The sequence below is a fragment of the Agrobacterium sp. SUL3 genome (assembly GCF_001263295.1).
In the GTDB taxonomy this organism is placed as follows: Bacteria; Pseudomonadota; Alphaproteobacteria; order Rhizobiales; family Rhizobiaceae; genus Agrobacterium; species Agrobacterium tomkonis.
On record NZ_KQ414513.1, the window covers coordinates 1 to 16,594 of the forward strand.

A 16,594-nucleotide genomic window follows, 5' to 3' on the forward strand; every position below is an offset into this window, starting at 1 on the left:
TCCGGGCTAACCGCTTCAATCCAAACAACTTCAAATTCCCTTAGCGTGTATTAATGTAGAAATGCCCACGGAGCCCCCTTTTCAACGTCATCACTGGACAGCCGGTCCACACCCGCGCGCATTCGATGCTTCGAGCGGCTCGCAGTGCGACCGCGTGATTGGCTGACTGGTTGACGATGACGTCGTGGTCGCACGCCGGCTGCGGAGCTATCTGCCCTGCTGAGAACGCGTGCACGGATGATGGAAGGTCCTCGGTGGCGGCGAACTGACCACAAGGCTAGAGGCGTTGAGGATGAAAATAGCTGCGGAAGGTCCGGATGAAGATCTGATCAGACGTTGTCTGCTACCGTCTCTGGTCTTGCAAGCGGAGGCTTAACCATGAGCTGGATGCGAAAGAAGGCGAGCGCACTGATCACCCCAACCGCAGCCACGAGCTACTGCGACGAGCCGACACGGGCCTTTGTGGCACCCGTAAGGACCGCAGCGTGAACGTCATGCCCACCTACGGGCTAGAACTTTGGCCTCACCGCCTGGTAGAGTGTGCTAGCGCCGTACTTGCTAATGGACATGACGTCGTACGAAGCGCTGGGGCTTTCTCCCATTCCCAACGACCCTGAAGGCATGCCCGGCACGGCGAGGCCCGCGATATCAGGCTTCTCCGCGAGCAGTCTCATCACCGCCTCCAGCGGAACGTGGCCCTCCAAGTAGTATCCGGCAACGACTGCGGTGTGGCAGCCCCGCAGGTCGCCAGGGACTTTAAAGCGTTCCTTCACGACAGCGGTGTCGGACACGTTTTCGGTCTTCACCGAAAACCCGGCATTCTTCATAGCGTCGGCCCAAGCATGGCAACAACCGCAGTTGGGGTCCTTGTATACGAGCATGTTTTCGCCTGTCGCCTGCGCCGATCCGGCGACGGGAAGCGCTCCTATGGCGGCCAGGGTGCAGAGGAATTCTCTTCTTTTCATCAAATTTCTCCTTCTCAAATCGATTGTCCGGCAAAGGACTCGGTGACACGTGTCTCCTCGTGCGCCGCCTTCAATCCGATGCCTTTGGCCAGTCCGTAGACGGCGGGGATCACGACCAATGTCAGCAGCGTCGATGATACCATGCCGCCAATCATTGGTACTGCGATCCGTTGCATAATCTCCGACCCCGCACCCGTACTCCAGAGGATCGGCACCAAGCCCGCCATGATCGCTACGACTGTCATCATCTTGGGACGCACCCGCTCGACAGCTCCGAACATGATGGCCCTGTTGAGGTCTTCCCGTCCGAATATCCTGCCTTCGGCCTCGCACTTTGCCTGCTCGTCCCTGAGCGCGTGGTCAAGATAGATGAGCATGATCACCCCGGTCTCGGTCGCCACTCCCGCGAGCGCGATGAAACCAACGGCGACGGCGACCGACGCGTTGAATTCAAGCCACCACATCATCCAGATGCCACCGACCAGAGCGAACGGTAACGACAGCATCACGATGAAGGTCTCGGTCAACGCCTTGAAGTTCAGATAGAGCAGCAGAAAGATCAAGGCGAGCGTCAGCGGGACGACGATCATCAGCCGAGCCTTCGCCCGTTCGAGATACTCGAATTGCCCGCTCCAAGCGACGGAATAGCCAGCGGGCATCTCGACGCTTGCCGCTACGGCAGCCTGGGCTTCTGCCACGTAACCACCGAGGTCGCGGTTGGCGATATCGACGAAGATGTAGACGGCGAGCTGGCCGTTCTCCGTCCGGATGGTCGTGGCACCGCGGGTGAGCTTGATCTCCGCGACCTCGCCGAGCGGGACCGTGCCACCTCCCGGCAATGACACCTGGACATCGCGGGCAATGGATTGCGGATCGCTTCTGAACGCTCGTGGGTAACGGATGGCGACCCCGTAGCGCTCCCTACCCTCTACCGTTGACGTCACCACCTCCGAGCCTAGAGCCATCCCGATCACGTCCTGGACGTCGTCGATGGAAAGCCCGTAGCGTCCGAGAGCCATGCGATCGGGAATGATGTCGAGGTAATATCCGCCGATGACCCGTTCGGCATAGGCGCTCGACGTTCCAGGCACCGCCTTGAGGACGGTCTCGATGTCACGCGCGACCTTTTCCACATCGTTGAGGTCGGTGCCATAGACCTTGACGCCGACGGGCGTCCTGATCCCGGTCGAGAGCATGTCGATACGGGCGCGGATGGGCATGGTCCAGGCGTTGGAGACACCGGGGAACTGCAGGGCGGCGTCCATTTCCTGCTTCAGGCTGTCAGACGTGACCCCCGCCCGCCATTCGGATTTCGGCTTCAACGTGATGATGGTCTCGAACATTTCGGTCGGAGCCGGATCGGTTGCCGTCAGCGCCCTGCCCGCTTTGCCGAATACCGTTTCGACTTCCGGGAACGATTTGATAATCCGGTCCTGCATCTGCATCAGCTCGGCGGCCTTCGTCACAGACAGGCCAGGCAGCGTTGTCGGCATGTACATCAGCGTGCCCTCGTCGAGGCTAGGCATGAATTCGCTCCCAATGTGCTGGACAGGCCACATGGTCACACCAAGGATCACGATGGCTGCCAGGATCGTCAGGCTCTTGGCCTTCAAGACGCCGGTGATGACCGGACGGTATATCCAGATCAGCAGTCGGTTGAGTGGGTTCTTGTGTTCCGGAACGATCCGGCCCCGCACGAACAGGATCATCAGCGCCGGAACAAGCGTGATCGACAGCAGCGCGGCCGCGGCCATCGCGAATGTCTTGGTGAAGGCGAGCGGCCCGAACAGGCGGCCTTCCTGTGATTCCAGGGTGAAGATCGGCAGGAACGACACGGTGATGATCAGCAGGCTGAAGAACAGCGCCGGACCGACCTCGCTTGCCGCTTCGATCAGGACTTCGGTTCGAGGTTTGTCCGGAGGCGCGCGTTCCAGGTGCTTGTGGGCGTTTTCGATCATGACGATGGCCGCGTCGATCATCGCGCCGATGGCGATGGCAATACCGCCTAGGCTCATGATGTTGGAGCCGAGGCCCAACGCCCGCATCGCCATGAATGCCATTAGGATACCGATTGGCAGCATGATGATGGCCACAAGCGCGCTGCGGACATGCAGAAGGAAGGCGATGGTCACCAGCGCGACGACGATCGATTCCTCGATCAGCGTCGTTTTAAGGGTCTCGATCGCCGCTTCGATAAGTTTTGAACGATCATAGACGGGCAGGATTTCGGTGCCAGCCGGGAGACTGCTTTGAACAGCCGCCAGGCTTTCCTTGGCGTTCTCGATGACGGTGAGCGCGTTGGCTCCGTCGCGCTGAAGGACGATCCCGCTGGCGACCTCGCCCTCGCCGTTCAGTTCGGTAATCCCGCGGCGTTCGTCCGGCACCAGTTCGACCCTTGCGACGTCCGAGAGACGCAGAGGGACGCCAGCATTCGTTTTCAGGACGATGTTCTCGATGTCCTTGATGCTCTGCAGGTAGCCTTTGCCCCGAACCATGAACTCGAACTCGGCAAGCTCGATTGTGCGGCCGCCGACGTCGCGGTTGCTGGACCGGACTGCGTCGGCGATATCCGACAGCGAAACGTTCTGCGCCTTCAGGCGGGCCGGATCGACGACAATAGAATACTGTTTTACGAAGCCACCGACGCTGGCCACCTCGGCCACGCCTTCGGACTTGGAGACGGCGAAGCGCACCACCCAGTCCTGAAGCGACCGAAGTTCAGCCAGCGACAGTTCCTTGGCGACGACGGCATACTGGTAGACCCAGCCCACGCCTGTAGCATCTGGGCCAAGACTCGGCGACACGCCGTCTGGCAGGCGGCTTGCGGCCGCGTTCAGATATTCGAGCACGCGGCTGCGCGCCCAGTAGGGATCGGTCCCGTCCTCGAAGATTACATAGACGAACGACACGCCGAAGAACGAGAAGCCACGCACGACCTTCGACTTCGGCACGGTCAGCATGGAGGTCGTCAGCGGATAGGTGACCTGGTCCTCGACGACCTGCGGAGCCTGTCCAGGATAGTCAGTGAACACGATGACCTGAACGTCGGAGAGATCGGGGATCGCATCAAGGGGCAGCGTACGAAGTGCATAGATTCCACCCGCGATGGACAGCGCCGCACCGACAAAGATCAGGACAAGGTTACGGGCCGACCAGGCGATGACGTTGGCAATCATGGTTTGACCTCGCCCGCCATCAGAGCGCTCAAGGCAGCATTCAGGTTGCTTTCGGCATCCAGAAGGAAGTTGGCGGAAACAACCACGCGATCTCCCGCAGCGATACCTTGTGTAATCTCCGTCATGTCTTCGCCTCGCACGCCCAGCCCGACATCCAATGGCTCAAACCTGCCCTCGCCCTTGTCGAGAAACACAATCTGGCGGTCGCCTGTATCGATCACAGAACTGTTGGGGACGGCGACGACCGGATTTCCCGCTCCTGCTTCGATCTCGACCTCTGCGTACATGTTGGACAGTAGCTGCCCGTCCGGGTTCGGAAGCTCTATCCTGACCTTTGTGGTCCGTGTCTTCATCTGGACCTCCGGATAAATGAGGTCGACCGTTCCGTTGAACATCGTGCCGGGCATATTGCGAACGGTGACGGAGACAGCGGCTCCCATACGGACGGCGCCAAGCTCGTATTCGGGGACGTCGGCGATCACCCAGACCTTCGAGATGTCGGCGATGCGGAAGAGAATGTCGCCAGCCTCGGCCATCATGCCGCTCACGGCCATGCGCTCCAATACGACACCGTCGCGCGGCGATGTGTAGGCGATACTTTGGGGTACTTTTCGGTCAATCGCGATGCTGGTGATCGTTGCCGTGGGCACACCCAGATTTTTCAAACGAAGTGCCGCGCCGGAGTCAGGGGTGGACTTTGTCCCATTGCGCATCTCCGCTGCATATTCCGCTCCGGCGGTGGCGATCTCCTTCGAATAAAAGTGGAAGAGGTCCTCGCCCTTGATGATCCTGTCGCCCGTCGTGACGTCCGCGACCTCTTCGACGAATGCGTCTGCCCGCATCGAGACGATACTGACCATGCGCTCGTCGAGCGTGACGGTTCCAGGCACCCTTATTTTCCGGCTGACAGTTGTATTTTCGGCCAGCGCGGTCTTCACTCCCGTCCGCTGAAGTTTACCGAGAGGGACCTTCACCGTTGAACTATCGCTGACGTCGCCGTCGTAGACGGGGAGATAGTCCATCCCCATTGAATCCTTCTTCGGAACCTTGGAGGTGTCGGGAAGACCCATGGGGTTGCGGTAGTACAAGACTTTACGTTTGAGTGAGACGGATGCCATGTCAGGCGCGACCGCGCCGGTCGCGCCGAAGCTGATATCTTCGCTTGCCCGGACGGGCGCGAACGGCCGCCCGTCGTCGGTGTTTTTCAGCTTGGCGGAATACTCAGCCAACCCGTCCGGGTGTCGGTAATAAATCACCGCTCCCGTTCCTTCGCGCCACGGCTCCGTCTTTATGGCCATACCGTGGGGATCGACGAAACGCCGCAGGAGTGCACCGACATCGTTTTTCCCGGCCCAATAGCCTCCCCCGCCGACAACTGCGGCGAGGGAGAGCGTGGCAATGATGCGTGAGACGCTCACGGGATTGCCTTCAGGACGACTTCGCCTTTGACCGTTTCAGGCTCACCTTGAACCTTGGCGGCGACCTGGAAACGCCATCCGCCTTCCATGGAAAGGTTCGTCGTGAAAGCGTATACGCCCGGCTCCTCGGAAGTAATTGACTCCACCGTCGTGGTCATCGTCTCCATGCCATCGGGAGCCATGTCCATCCGCGTCGTGAAGATGACGGCGTCGGGGACAGTCTTGCCCGTTCGCTTATCGACCAGCCGTATCGACACGGTCGAACCCGGCCCCTGCTTGATCGCGGTCTGGACGGCCTGGAATTCGTAGTCCTGCGCTCCGGCGAAGGAAGCCGTGGCGGTGCTGAACAGCAGTGCGCTGGCGAGGAGCGCGATCCTCGCGTCCAAGGTGATCTGTTTCATGGTTCAATGTCTCATCCGGACGGGTTCATCACCGCGTCCTCAGTCAAAATGGATCGCTGTCAGCTTCGCATTGACGCAGAACTGCGCTCTTGCGGAAACGACGACGTGCTTCGATGACTTGGGATCAGGCTTTGGGAGGTCGCGCCGGAGGATCGACCAGCAAGGATGCCAGTTCGGCATGAGGTGGGATCAGAAACCTATGGGCTACCCAGCCAGGGTTGAGGGACCATCCGTATTGGGGTGCCGATTGGCCGACGATGACCGTCGTGCACACCAGGGTTAGAGGACATGACTTGCTGCCGCAGTCGGGCTTGATCGGTGTTTCGTCGGGACAGCATGGCATGTCGCCTGACATGTCCATGCCGGACATCTCGTCCATTGCAGCAGGTCCCGAAGACGCCATGACGCTGTCAGCCGCCCCGATGCTGATGGGACCGACGATGATCCCGAGCATGGCGGTCACGACCAGCAGCCGATGGATGACCTTTATGAAACTCATGATATCAGTTTGGCATGCCACCGCCGTGCAGGAAAGAGGTCTCACGAAAATATGCGATCATGCCTTATCCGAGCGATCGCTTGAAAAGCGGTGCGATGGGGTCCAATCAGTAACCCGCTGTTTCCAATCATGATGTTCTACGATCCGGCAAAAGGTTACATCGGCGATGGAGGGACCGGAATTTTATACTCCACCGACAATCCTGCGTCTAACCATTCCGGAAAACCATCCTCGAGGCGGCGGACGCGATATCCCTTTTCCCGAAGCGTCGCCACGGCCTCGAAGGAAAGAACGCAGTATGGCCCACGGCAGTAGGCGACAATCTCAGTTTCGAGGGGTAGTTCGCTCAGGCGTTTCTCAATCTCGTCAAGGGGGACGTTGACCGCGCCGGGAATGCGTCCGAGGTCAAACTCCTCCTTAGGTCGGACATCCAGAACAGTGATGTTGTCTTCACGCAACCTGGCAACAAGGTCTTCGCGGGAGATCGGTTCCAGCCGATCCAGACGATGCAAGTAGTCGGAGACGATGTCACGTACTGCCGCTCGACTGTGCTCGGCGTAATGCCTGAGGGCGGTCAACAACGGAACCACTGGACCATCGCCGAGGCGGTAGAGAACGCGCTTCCCGTCTCTGCGCGACTGGACAAACCCCGAGCGCCGGAGGTGCTTGAGATGTTGGGACGTGTTGGCCATCGACTGTCCGATCAACACCGACAATCGCTCCACCGACCGCTCCCCTTGCGAAACTTGCTCGATCAACTCTAGGCGAAGGGGATGCCCGATTGTACCGGCTATCTCTGCCAGTTCCGCGAATATCAGGCTCTTTGCAGACGCCATTGACAACACTCCGGCTTCATTTAAACATTCAATGAAATAATTGAATAAATAATCGCGATTGTCAAGAAGGGGTGGAATTGGATGACTGACAGGAACATGCATCGGCAGGTCCTCATCCTTGCAAGCGCGCAGGCGCTATTCCAGACCGCGTCTGTCCTCGTCATGACCGTCGGCGGTCTAGCAGGGGGCCAGATCGCTTCGTCGCCTGAATATGCCACGATGCCGATCGCGGCCATGTTCCTCGGTACGGCAGCCGCCACGTTCCCCGCCTCGATCTGGATGTCGAAGGTTGGGCGGCGCGTCGGGTTCGTTGCTGGTGCATTGGCTGGAGCGGCAGGAGGACTGGTTGCTGCACTGGGCATTTGGCACGGCTCCTTGTTGATCCTCTGCATGGGGACGTTCCTGGTTGGCGCATATCAGGCCTTCGCCCAGTTCTACAGGTTCGCGGCGAGCGAGGTTGCCTCTGACGCCTTCCGCCCAAGGGCGATCTCGCTTGTGCTCGGCGGCGGCATTGTCGCGGCGCTGGCAGGCCCGATGCTCGGCCGTTTCGGTGGGCCGCTGCTGGAGCCGCTTTACGTCGGATCGTTCCTTCTGCTCGCCGTCGTTTCACTCATCGGCGCGAGCGTCTTGCTGGGGCTGCGGATGCCGCAGTCCCGACCGAGCATATCCGAACAGGAAGATGCCAGACCTTGGCGGACGATCGTCTCACAGCCTGCATATTTGGTGGCTTTGTTCGGCGCAGCGACGGGCTACGGCATCATGATCCTTGCAATGACGGCCACGCCTATCGCCATGGTGCATCACAATCACGGCTTGGCTGCGGCAGCGACGGTTATCCAGCTCCATGTCCTCGGCATGTTTCTGCCGTCCTTTTTCACGGGGTCGCTCATCGCGCGTTTCGGTGTCGTCCGCATCATGTTCGCGGGTGTCGGACTGTTTGTGGCGCATGTGGTGATGACGTTGACAGGTACGGGCTTCGGGTCGTTCGCGGGTGCGCTCGTTTTCCTGGGGATCGGTTGGAACTTCCTCTACATCGGCGGAACGACCCTGCTCACATCCACCTATGGCCCCGCTGAAAAGGGGCGCGCCCAGGCGACCAATGACATGACGATCTTCGCAGTCGGACTGGCCTGCTCCCTGGGTGCGGGCGCGCTGTTGCAATCGTTCGGATGGCAAACGCTGAACCTGCTTCTTCTGCCTTGGCTTGCGGTTGCGGCGGGCACAATCGCCTGGTTCGGCGTCCATCGGCAGCGTTCGCAGGCAGCCGTGACAAAGTAGAGTTCGCACTCACGGACTGCAAACCGGTACGCCGATAAAAACGGCAATCGCACACTTGACCCTCCCATCGTTGGAAGCCCCATATCAAGGCAACCACCTCGAAAGGAGACATCAAGATGTATGAGTTCGAAATCCAGAACATGACCTGCGGCCACTGCAAAGGCACCGTCGAAAAGGCCATCATGGCCGCCGATCCGGCTGCTGTTGCGACCGTTGACCTTGCTTCCAGGAAGGCGACCGTCGAAACGACGCTGGACCCGGCCGTCATCGGCCGGGCGATCGAGCACGCCGGATATCCGGTGTCTTACGCCAGACGTTAACATGCCATAACGGCCGCCGCTGCTTCCTTCGGGGCGGCCGTTATTTGGCCTCTTTATAGCCGCGCAACCTGTTGTAGGTGTCGATCTGGGGCACAGTCAAAATGTCGAGCAGCATCAGATGCGCCGACAGGTGGACAAATCGCAGCCGTGCGCGACTTTCCTCGATCTCGGCGAGGTCCGCGTTCAGTTCTCTCGCCGAGACGTCTCGTTTGCGGAACCTCGCTTCAAGGTCTTCTTCTAACGAAATGTAGCGCGCACCTTCCACGATCGCTTTGCGCTGCATGTCTTCGAATACGATGCGAACGCGGCTTTTCTGATCGTCGTCGAGTACTATTTGTTCCGCCATTTTCAAGACATGAGAGGGGCCCGGCATTCCATTGAGTTCGGCAGCCTTAGCAAAGCCCCAACCACCTCCGCGGCGTAGTTCAGAGATGTCCTCGTCGGACAGGCTCTTGATCGGCCTTGCCTCTTCCCCTGCATAGGCGGACTTGTGGTCGTGATGGGCGTCTTGTGCGCCAACGGCTGTCGACAGCAGGATGCTCAATGCGAGCAATACAGGCAGTTTCATTGGCTGATCTCCCAGACAGTTGCCGGAAAAACGTTGAACCTTCTCGCCGAGACGTGACATGATAGCGATCATGTCTGATCTCATTTATCGGCTCGCTTCGATCTCGATGTCCGAAAAGACCATCGATGCAGGCGCGTTTCTCTTCCTACAGGGAGACCCTGTGCACGTGCTGCACATCGTCAGGGCGGGGACGGTTCATCTTGTTCGCCATCAGCCCGACGGAGCAACGGCAGTGCTTCAAAGAGCCACCGAGGATAAAATTCTCGCCGAGGCATCGGTCTATTCGGACACCTACCATTGCGACGGCTTGGCGGTGTCGCCCACAACGGTATTCCTGGTTCCCGTTGTCCATGTCAAAAGGCTGCTTGAGGCCGACAGGTCTTTCGTCATCGTCTGGGCTGCCTACCTCGCACGCGAGCTTCAGGCGACCCGAAAGCGCGCAGAAATCATGTCGTTGAAGACCGTCAAGGCAAAGCTGGAGGCATGGCTCGTCTGGAACGACGGCGCTCTTCCTGCAAAAGGCGCGTGGAAACAATTGGCCGATGATATCGGGGCATCGCCAGAGGCTTTATACCGGGAGGTCGCTCGGCGGCGCAACGAGGTCAACACAAACGTAGGACGGAAATTTCCTTAGAACCGCCCTTGACCTTCCCATCATTGGAAGGACTACCTATATGAGCAGTTAAGCGAAAGGATCGCCCAATGACTGCCATGCCGAAGATCGAAACTTCCAAATCCCTGCCCGTTCCGACCGATTTCGGAATTGAAGGCATGAGCTGCGCGTCCTGCGTGGTGCGGGTCGAAGCGGCCATCGCAGCTGTTCCGGGAGTCGCATCAGCCACCGTCAACCTCGCCACTGAGCGCGCAACCATCACGTACAATGAGGTGGTGACAACCGAAGCCGTCCTCCAGGCTATCGAGAAGGCTGGCTACGAACCCAAACTTGAAACCCGCGAATTCGGCATCGAGGGAATGACCTGTGCCTCGTGCGTGTCCCGCGTCGAAAAGGCCCTGAACTCTGTTCCGGGTGTGAGGCAAGCAACGGTCAATCTGGCGACCGAGATGGTGACCGTCCGCATTGTATCCGGAACGCCGACCTCCGCTCTGGAGAACTCCGTGCTTGCCGCAGGCTATGGGGTGCGCCGTATCGCAGCAGACAGCCCCACAGACGATAACGAGTCTCGCCGTAACCGCGAGGCTAAGGGCTTGAAGATGTCCCTCGCCTTGTCGGCCGCGCTGACGCTCCCTCTGTTCGTCCTTGAGATGGGATCGCATTTCATCCCGGTCGTTCATGACTGGATCATGGCGAACATCGGTATGGAAAACAACCTTGTCATCCAGTTCGTGCTCGCCACCGTTGTCCTGTTCGGACCTGGCCTCCGCTTTTTTAGAAAGGGTATTCCAAACCTGCTCCGCTGGACACCCGACATGAATTCGCTGGTCGTGCTCGGCACCTCGGCCGCCTGGGGCTATTCGGTAGTCGCTACGTTTCTCCCGACGGTCCTGCCCTCCGGCACCGCCAACGTCTACTACGAGGCGGCCGCCGTTATCGTCACGCTGATCCTGCTCGGCCGCTACCTTGAGGCGCGCGCCAAAGGCAAGACCAGTCAGGCGATCAAGCACCTCATCGGCCTTCAGGCGAAGACCGTGCATGTCAAGCGAGGCGAAGATTTCGTCGAGATCGAAATCGGAGACGTGGTCCTGGGCGACATCGTGCGCATCCGCCCCGGCGAGAAAGTCCCGGTCGATGGTCGCGTCACCGAAGGCGGTTCTTACGTGGACGAGTCCATGATCACCGGCGAACCGGTTCCGGTGAAGAAGTCCGCTGGCGACGATGTCGTTGGCGGCACGGTCAACAAAACGGGGTCCTTCACGTTCGAGGCGACGAAGATCGGTGCGGATACGCTTCTCGCCCAAATCGTAAAGATGGTCGAGGCCGCGCAGGGCTCAAAGCTGCCGATCCAGGCGCTCGTCGACCGGATTACGGGATGGTTTGTCCCGGCTGTCATTGCTGCCGCTGCCCTCACTTTCCTGGCTTGGCTACTGTTTGGCCCCTCACCGGCACTCACCTTTGCTCTGATCAACGCCGTCGCCGTGCTGATCATCGCCTGCCCTTGCGCCATGGGCCTTGCGACTCCGACGTCCATCATGGTGGGAACTGGGCGCGCGGCCGAACTCGGTATCCTCTTTCGCAAGGGCGAAGCACTTCAGACCCTGCGCGACGTCGTCGTCGTAGCATTGGACAAGACTGGCACATTGACGAAGGGCAAACCGGAATTGACAGACTTCGTTGTCAGCGATGGCTTCGACCGCGCCGAAACGCTGCGGCTCGTGGCCAGCCTGGAGACGCAGTCCGAACACCCGATCGCCGAAGCCATCGTCGCAGCAGCGAAGGCCGACGGCCTTTCACTCTCCGACATTACCGATTTCGAGGCTTCTCCCGGCTACGGTGTAAACGGTCGGATCGACGGCCGGACAGTGCTGGTCGGCGCCGACCGATCCATGACCAAGAACGGAATCGATGTCTCGTCTTTCACCGACCAAGCAGCCAACTTGGGCGATGCCGGCAAGTCACCGCTCTATGCCGCCATTGATGGCAGACTGGCCGCGATCATCGCGGTGGCCGACCCATTAAAGGACACGACGCCACAAGCCATCAAGACCCTGCATGGCCTCGGTCTCAAAGTCGCGATGATTACGGGCGACAATAAGCGCACGGCCCAGGCCATCGCCCGCCAGCTCGGCATCGACGAGGTCATCGCCGAAGTGCTGCCGGACGGCAAAGTCGAGGCGGTTCGCAAACTGCGGAGTGGCGGGCGCAAGGTGGCGTTCATTGGTGACGGCATCAATGACGCGCCTGCCCTAACGGAAGCTGACATCGGTCTTGCTGTGGGAACCGGAACCGACATCGCCATCGAGAGCGCCGATGTCGTGTTAATGTCGGGTGATCTTAATGGGGTGCCGCGGGCGATCGCCATCAGCAAGGCAACAATCCGCAACATCCGGCAGAACCTGTTCTGGGCCTTCGCCTACAACGTCAGCCTCGTTCCGGTAGCCGCGGGCGTGCTTTATCCGGTCTACGGCACGCTTCTTTCACCGATCCTCGCCGCTGGCGCGATGGGGCTATCGAGCGTCTTCGTGCTGGCCAACGCGCTGCGTCTGCGGCGCTTCAAAACCGTTTGATGGAAGGAAACCACGATGAACATCGGTGAAGCATCCAGGGCTTCGGGCGTATCGACGAAAATGATCCGCTACTACGAGCAGATCAAATTGATCACGCCTGCGCATCGGACCGAGTCGAGCTACCGAACCTATGGCGAGAAAGACGTCCACACACTGCAATTCATCCGCCGTGCCCGTGATCTCGGGTTTTCCGTCGAGCAGATGAAGACGCTGCTGGCCCTATGGCGGGACCGTTCGCGCGCAAGTTCCGACGTCAAGGCGATCGCGCTTGAACACATCGCGGAACTCGAGCGCAAGGCTGCGGCGATTGCCGCGATGACAAAGACGTTGAAGCATCTGGCCAGCCATTGCCACGGCGATGAGCGTCCGGACTGCCCGATCATCGAAGGATTCGCTGAAACGCTTGGTAATGGTCCAGGCGTGCCGTCCAAGTTCGGCTTGGCAAACGTTGTCTGATTAGTCCGCCTCAACACGAAACCGAGCATGGCACGATGTGCACGTTTGAAGCATCAGATGAAATGAATGCTCGGCGGGGATCGATTCCACTTCTCGCGCGGCATCGATCATCTTGGCCAGGGGTCCGCCCATCATGGCCTCACCTCCCTGCATCCGCGTTTCGGGCCCGAGAGTATGCGGATTTCGATCAGCGGCCACAGACAGCGCGGATGCATAGATGCGAAGATCGTCTGCCAACTTGTCAAACTGTTGGCGCTCGGTCTCGATGCTCGGGCTGGCTTTTGAGCCAGCCTTGGTGACGGGACCGTCGAACAGCGCGGACATGGCAGCTCCCGAGTGGCCGCGAATGGTCTCTGCGGCCGCTTTGAACGTTTTGGCCTCGTAGGGAGACGTAGCCTTGAACATGGCGTTGATGGTCTTGGCGGCATTTGCCATCGCCTTCATGCCTTCCTGTCTCTGGATAACGCTTTCGGACGCGGCGGTTTGGACCGCGGCTATAGGCAGCACGATGGCGAATACGGCTATCGGAAGCATAACAGCTGCAAGTTTCGCCACGCTCGCACTCATCCTCATGCTACACTCCAGTTTCTGCAAGGCTGTGCCTCCCGGTTTTGACCGTCCAGCAGATTGGACCGGACCCCGGGTAAAACGTCCGCGTTTGATTGAGGTCAACGCACCGACTGCAATCGCACCGCACTTTGCAAGAATACGATAAATGGGTCCAAGCGAAACATGATCGCCTTAAACCGAACCATTGGGAGACACGCGAGAGAATTGCTGGCCGTTTTGGTCGCAATTATGGTCCTCGTCGCTCCGATGGCCAAGGCCGCTCCGGAAACATGCGATAGTCACTTGCGTCAAGTCGCACATGTCAAAGCGTCCATGGACGACGTAGCTGGGCGAGGTGATCGCCATGGTATCGAGCAGACGCCCTGTTGCAAAACCGAATGTAGCCTGTGCAACGCCATTCTTCCGGCTTCGAGCCCTGCCAATTTTCGCCTGGATTCAGGCGCTCAGCGATACCTTGATCCTCAGCGATCTGTTAGTAGCCTCAGCTTTCGGCCTCGCCTCGGTCCTCCCTGATCGATCTTTTGACCAATTCCGCTCGACGATGGGGTGAATTTTGGTTGCCTGCGATACCCGCACGGAGACCATTTTCGTGGCGCGTGCCGACAGCGCCGTACCGCATTCCTTTCGAAGTCTTGGGCGAGCCTGGGACCCCCCCCGGGCTAAACGAACCAACACGGAGTTCAATTCAATGGACGATCAAAAGGACCATAGAGGTCACCACCACCATCCTCACGAGCACGATGCTCAGACCTCGCTGAAAGCTGAAAAAATCCGGTCGACGATCAGACGGAGGGCGTGATTTACACATGTCCTATGCATCCGCAGGTAAGGCAGATAGGACCCGGGAACTGCCCAATCTGCGGGATGACACTGGAACCGGAAGTGGTTACAGCAGAAACCGGGCCAAGCGCCGAATATCTCGATATGAGACGCCGCTTCTGGATCGGGCTCGTACTGTCCGTGCCTGTGTTCATGCTGGAGATGGGTGGCCACCTCACCAATCTCCACATGGTGCTTGGTGCCCAGTATTCGAACTGGATTCAGCTTGTTCTTGCTACGCCTGTCGTCCTGTGGGCAGGCTTTCCATTCTTCGAGCGAGCATGGAAGTCTCTCGTCACGATGCGCCTCAACATGTTCACGTTGATCGCGATGGGGACGGGTGTTTCATGGACTTACAGCGTCGTTGCAACCCTTGCATCTGGTCTGTTTCCCACCACGTTCCGATCCGCAGACGGGTCAGTCGCCATTTATTTCGAAGCTGCAGCCGTCATCACGGTACTGGTACTACTTGGACAAGTGCTGGAGCTGCAAGCCCGTGAACAGACCGGTGGTGCCATTCGTGCACTTCTTGACCTTGCGCCTAAGATAGCACGCCGCATCCGCGATGGTGTCGATGAGGACATTGGCCTGGAAATGGTTGTCGTCGGGGATCGGCTTCGGGTTCGCCCCGGTGAAAAGGTACCGGTCGATGGCAGCCTTATCGAAGGTCGCAGTTCGGTCGATGAATCGATGATCACAGGCGAATCGATGCCCGTCACCAAAGAGGTCGGTGCAAAGCTGATCGGCGGCACGATGAACCAGACCGGTGGCTTCGTCATGGAGGCGGGAAAAGTCGGTCACGACACCATGCTGGCCCAGATCGTCCGCATGGTTGCGGACGCCCAGCGCTCGCGGGCGCCCATTCAGCGCCTGGCTGACCAAGTATCCGGTTGGTTCGTTCCCGTGGTGATCGGGATTGCCATCGCGGCGTTTGCAGTATGGATGATATGGGGTCCAGAACCGCGCTTTGCTCACGGTCTTGTAGCTGCCGTCGCGGTGCTCATCATCGCATGTCCCTGCGCATTGGGCCTTGCGACCCCAATGTCAATCATGGTTGGCGTCGGCCGGGGTGCAGGTCTTGGTGTCCTGATCAAGAATGCCGAAGCCTTGGAGCGTTTCGAGAAAGTCGACACGTTGGTGGTCGACAAGACCGGAACCCTGACCGAGGGTAAACCCAAGGTAACATCGATGGCCGCGATAAACGGGTTCACAGAATCCGAACTGCTGCGCCTGGCGGCAACACTGGAGCGGGCGAGCGAGCATCCACTGGCAACTGCCATTGTTAACGCGGCGACAGAACGGAAGCTGGTTCTCGGGGTCGCGGAAGACTTCGATAGCCCGGTTGGCAAAGGGGTCACGGGAAGTGTCGATGGACGAGGGCTCATTATTGGCAGCCACCGTATCATGGAGGAAAATCATATCGATGTCTCTGCCCTTACCAGCCAGGCGGAAATAATGAGGGGCGAAGGCGCAACAGTTATCTTCGTCGCAGTAGACGGCCGTGTTGGAGGCCTTCTGGCGATCTCAGACCCGATTAAAGGAACAACTCCGGATGCGGTTCAAGCTTTGCTAAAAGCAGGCGTGCGGGTTGTCATGCTGACCGGCGATAACAAGACGACGGCCAACGCGGTCGCGCAAAAACTCGGGATCACGGAGGTCGAGGCCGAAATCTTGCCGGAAGACAAGAGCAAGATCGTCAAGCGTTTGCGGGAAGAAGGACGGATCGTCGCCATGGCCGGAGATGGGGTAAACGACGCCCCCGCCCTGGCTGCTGCAGATGTCGGAATTGCTATGGGAACCGGCACGGATGTTGCGATTGAGAGTGCGGGCGTCACACTGCTGAAGGGCGACCTTCAGGGAATTGTGCGGGCTCGCGAACTTAGCCACGCGACCATGAGCAATATCAGGCAGAACCTCTTTTTCGCCTTCATATACAACGCGGCCGGCGTACCCATTGCCGCGGGCGTTCTGTATCCGTCATTCGGGCTTTTGCTGTCGCCCATCATAGCAGCGTCAGCCATGGGACTTTCGTCAGTCAGCGTCATTGGCAACGCGCTTAGACTGAAGCGCGTTCGACTATGAAATGGGATTATTCCTGAACTCTT

Annotated in this window: 14 protein-coding genes; 6 read left to right on the forward strand and 8 right to left on the reverse strand. The window is 59.2% G+C overall.

Going from position 1 to position 16,594, the window contains the following annotated elements:
* Positions 1–509: 509 nt before the first annotated feature.
* The 6 genes from AKG12_RS22300 to AKG12_RS22325 all read right to left on the reverse strand — a co-directional run bounded on the left by AKG12_RS22300 (position 510) and on the right by AKG12_RS22325 (position 7,295).
* Positions 510–965 (reverse strand): DUF411 domain-containing protein, encoded by a 456-nt coding sequence (locus AKG12_RS22300; RefSeq protein ID WP_052820454.1) that lies wholly within the window; start codon positions 963–965, stop codon positions 510–512.
* Positions 966–979: 14 nt separating this feature from the next.
* A complete protein-coding gene (locus AKG12_RS22305) occupies positions 980–4,141 on the reverse strand; it encodes an efflux RND transporter permease subunit (RefSeq protein ID WP_052820455.1) in 3,162 nt (1,053 codons plus the stop codon).
* On the reverse strand, positions 4,138–5,559 hold the full coding sequence (locus AKG12_RS22310; RefSeq protein ID WP_082179002.1) for an efflux RND transporter periplasmic adaptor subunit: 1,422 nt from the start codon (positions 5,557–5,559) through the stop codon (positions 4,138–4,140). Before AKG12_RS22310 ends, AKG12_RS22305 begins: the two co-directional genes overlap by 4 nt.
* Positions 5,556–5,960 (reverse strand): FixH family protein, encoded by a 405-nt coding sequence (locus AKG12_RS22315; protein WP_052820456.1) that lies wholly within the window; start codon positions 5,958–5,960, stop codon positions 5,556–5,558. The genes AKG12_RS22310 and AKG12_RS22315 overlap by 4 nt, the downstream gene beginning before the upstream one ends.
* Before the next feature lie 124 nt (positions 5,961–6,084).
* Complete coding sequence (locus AKG12_RS22320) at positions 6,085–6,459, reverse strand: hypothetical protein (protein WP_052820457.1); 375 nt, start codon at positions 6,457–6,459, stop codon at positions 6,085–6,087.
* 155 nt (positions 6,460–6,614) lie between these two features.
* Complete coding sequence (locus AKG12_RS22325; RefSeq protein ID WP_052820458.1) at positions 6,615–7,295, reverse strand: ArsR/SmtB family transcription factor; 681 nt, start codon at positions 7,293–7,295, stop codon at positions 6,615–6,617.
* 81 nt (positions 7,296–7,376) lie between these two features.
* On the opposite strand from AKG12_RS22325, the gene AKG12_RS22330 reads away from it, so the two are divergent.
* Positions 7,377–8,573, forward strand: coding sequence for an MFS transporter (locus AKG12_RS22330; RefSeq protein WP_052820459.1), 1,197 nt, complete (start codon positions 7,377–7,379; stop codon positions 8,571–8,573).
* A gap of 116 nt (positions 8,574–8,689) precedes the next feature.
* Positions 8,690–8,893, forward strand: a complete 204-nt coding sequence (locus tag AKG12_RS22335) for a heavy-metal-associated domain-containing protein (RefSeq protein WP_052820460.1) — start codon at positions 8,690–8,692, stop codon at positions 8,891–8,893.
* 40 nt (positions 8,894–8,933) lie between these two features.
* On the opposite strand, the gene AKG12_RS22340 is transcribed toward AKG12_RS22335, so the two are convergent.
* The gene (locus AKG12_RS22340; protein ID WP_318527770.1) at positions 8,934–9,533 is read right to left on the reverse strand and encodes a hypothetical protein; all 600 of its coding nucleotides are present in this window, start codon (positions 9,531–9,533) and stop codon (positions 8,934–8,936) included.
* Between the two features lie 34 nt (positions 9,534–9,567).
* Here AKG12_RS22340 and AKG12_RS22345 point away from each other — a divergent pair, with 34 nt between their 5' ends.
* The 3 genes from AKG12_RS22345 to cueR all read left to right on the forward strand — a co-directional run bounded on the left by AKG12_RS22345 (position 9,568) and on the right by cueR (position 13,100).
* Positions 9,568–10,095, forward strand: a complete 528-nt coding sequence (locus tag AKG12_RS22345) for a Crp/Fnr family transcriptional regulator (RefSeq protein ID WP_285277781.1) — start codon at positions 9,568–9,570, stop codon at positions 10,093–10,095.
* A gap of 68 nt (positions 10,096–10,163) precedes the next feature.
* Positions 10,164–12,644, forward strand: a complete 2,481-nt coding sequence (locus AKG12_RS22350; RefSeq protein ID WP_052820461.1) for a heavy metal translocating P-type ATPase — start codon at positions 10,164–10,166, stop codon at positions 12,642–12,644.
* 15 nt (positions 12,645–12,659) lie between these two features.
* Positions 12,660–13,100, forward strand: a complete 441-nt coding sequence (gene cueR / locus AKG12_RS22355; protein WP_052820462.1) for a Cu(I)-responsive transcriptional regulator — start codon at positions 12,660–12,662, stop codon at positions 13,098–13,100.
* On the opposite strand, the gene AKG12_RS22360 is transcribed toward cueR, so the two are convergent.
* The gene (locus AKG12_RS22360) at positions 13,101–13,673 is read right to left on the reverse strand and encodes a cytochrome c (RefSeq protein ID WP_052820463.1); all 573 of its coding nucleotides are present in this window, start codon (positions 13,671–13,673) and stop codon (positions 13,101–13,103) included.
* 810 nt (positions 13,674–14,483) lie between these two features.
* On the opposite strand from AKG12_RS22360, the gene AKG12_RS22365 reads away from it, so the two are divergent.
* A complete protein-coding gene (locus AKG12_RS22365) occupies positions 14,484–16,571 on the forward strand; it encodes a copper-transporting P-type ATPase (protein WP_052820464.1) in 2,088 nt (695 codons plus the stop codon).
* The last annotated feature ends 23 nt before the right edge of the window (positions 16,572–16,594 follow it).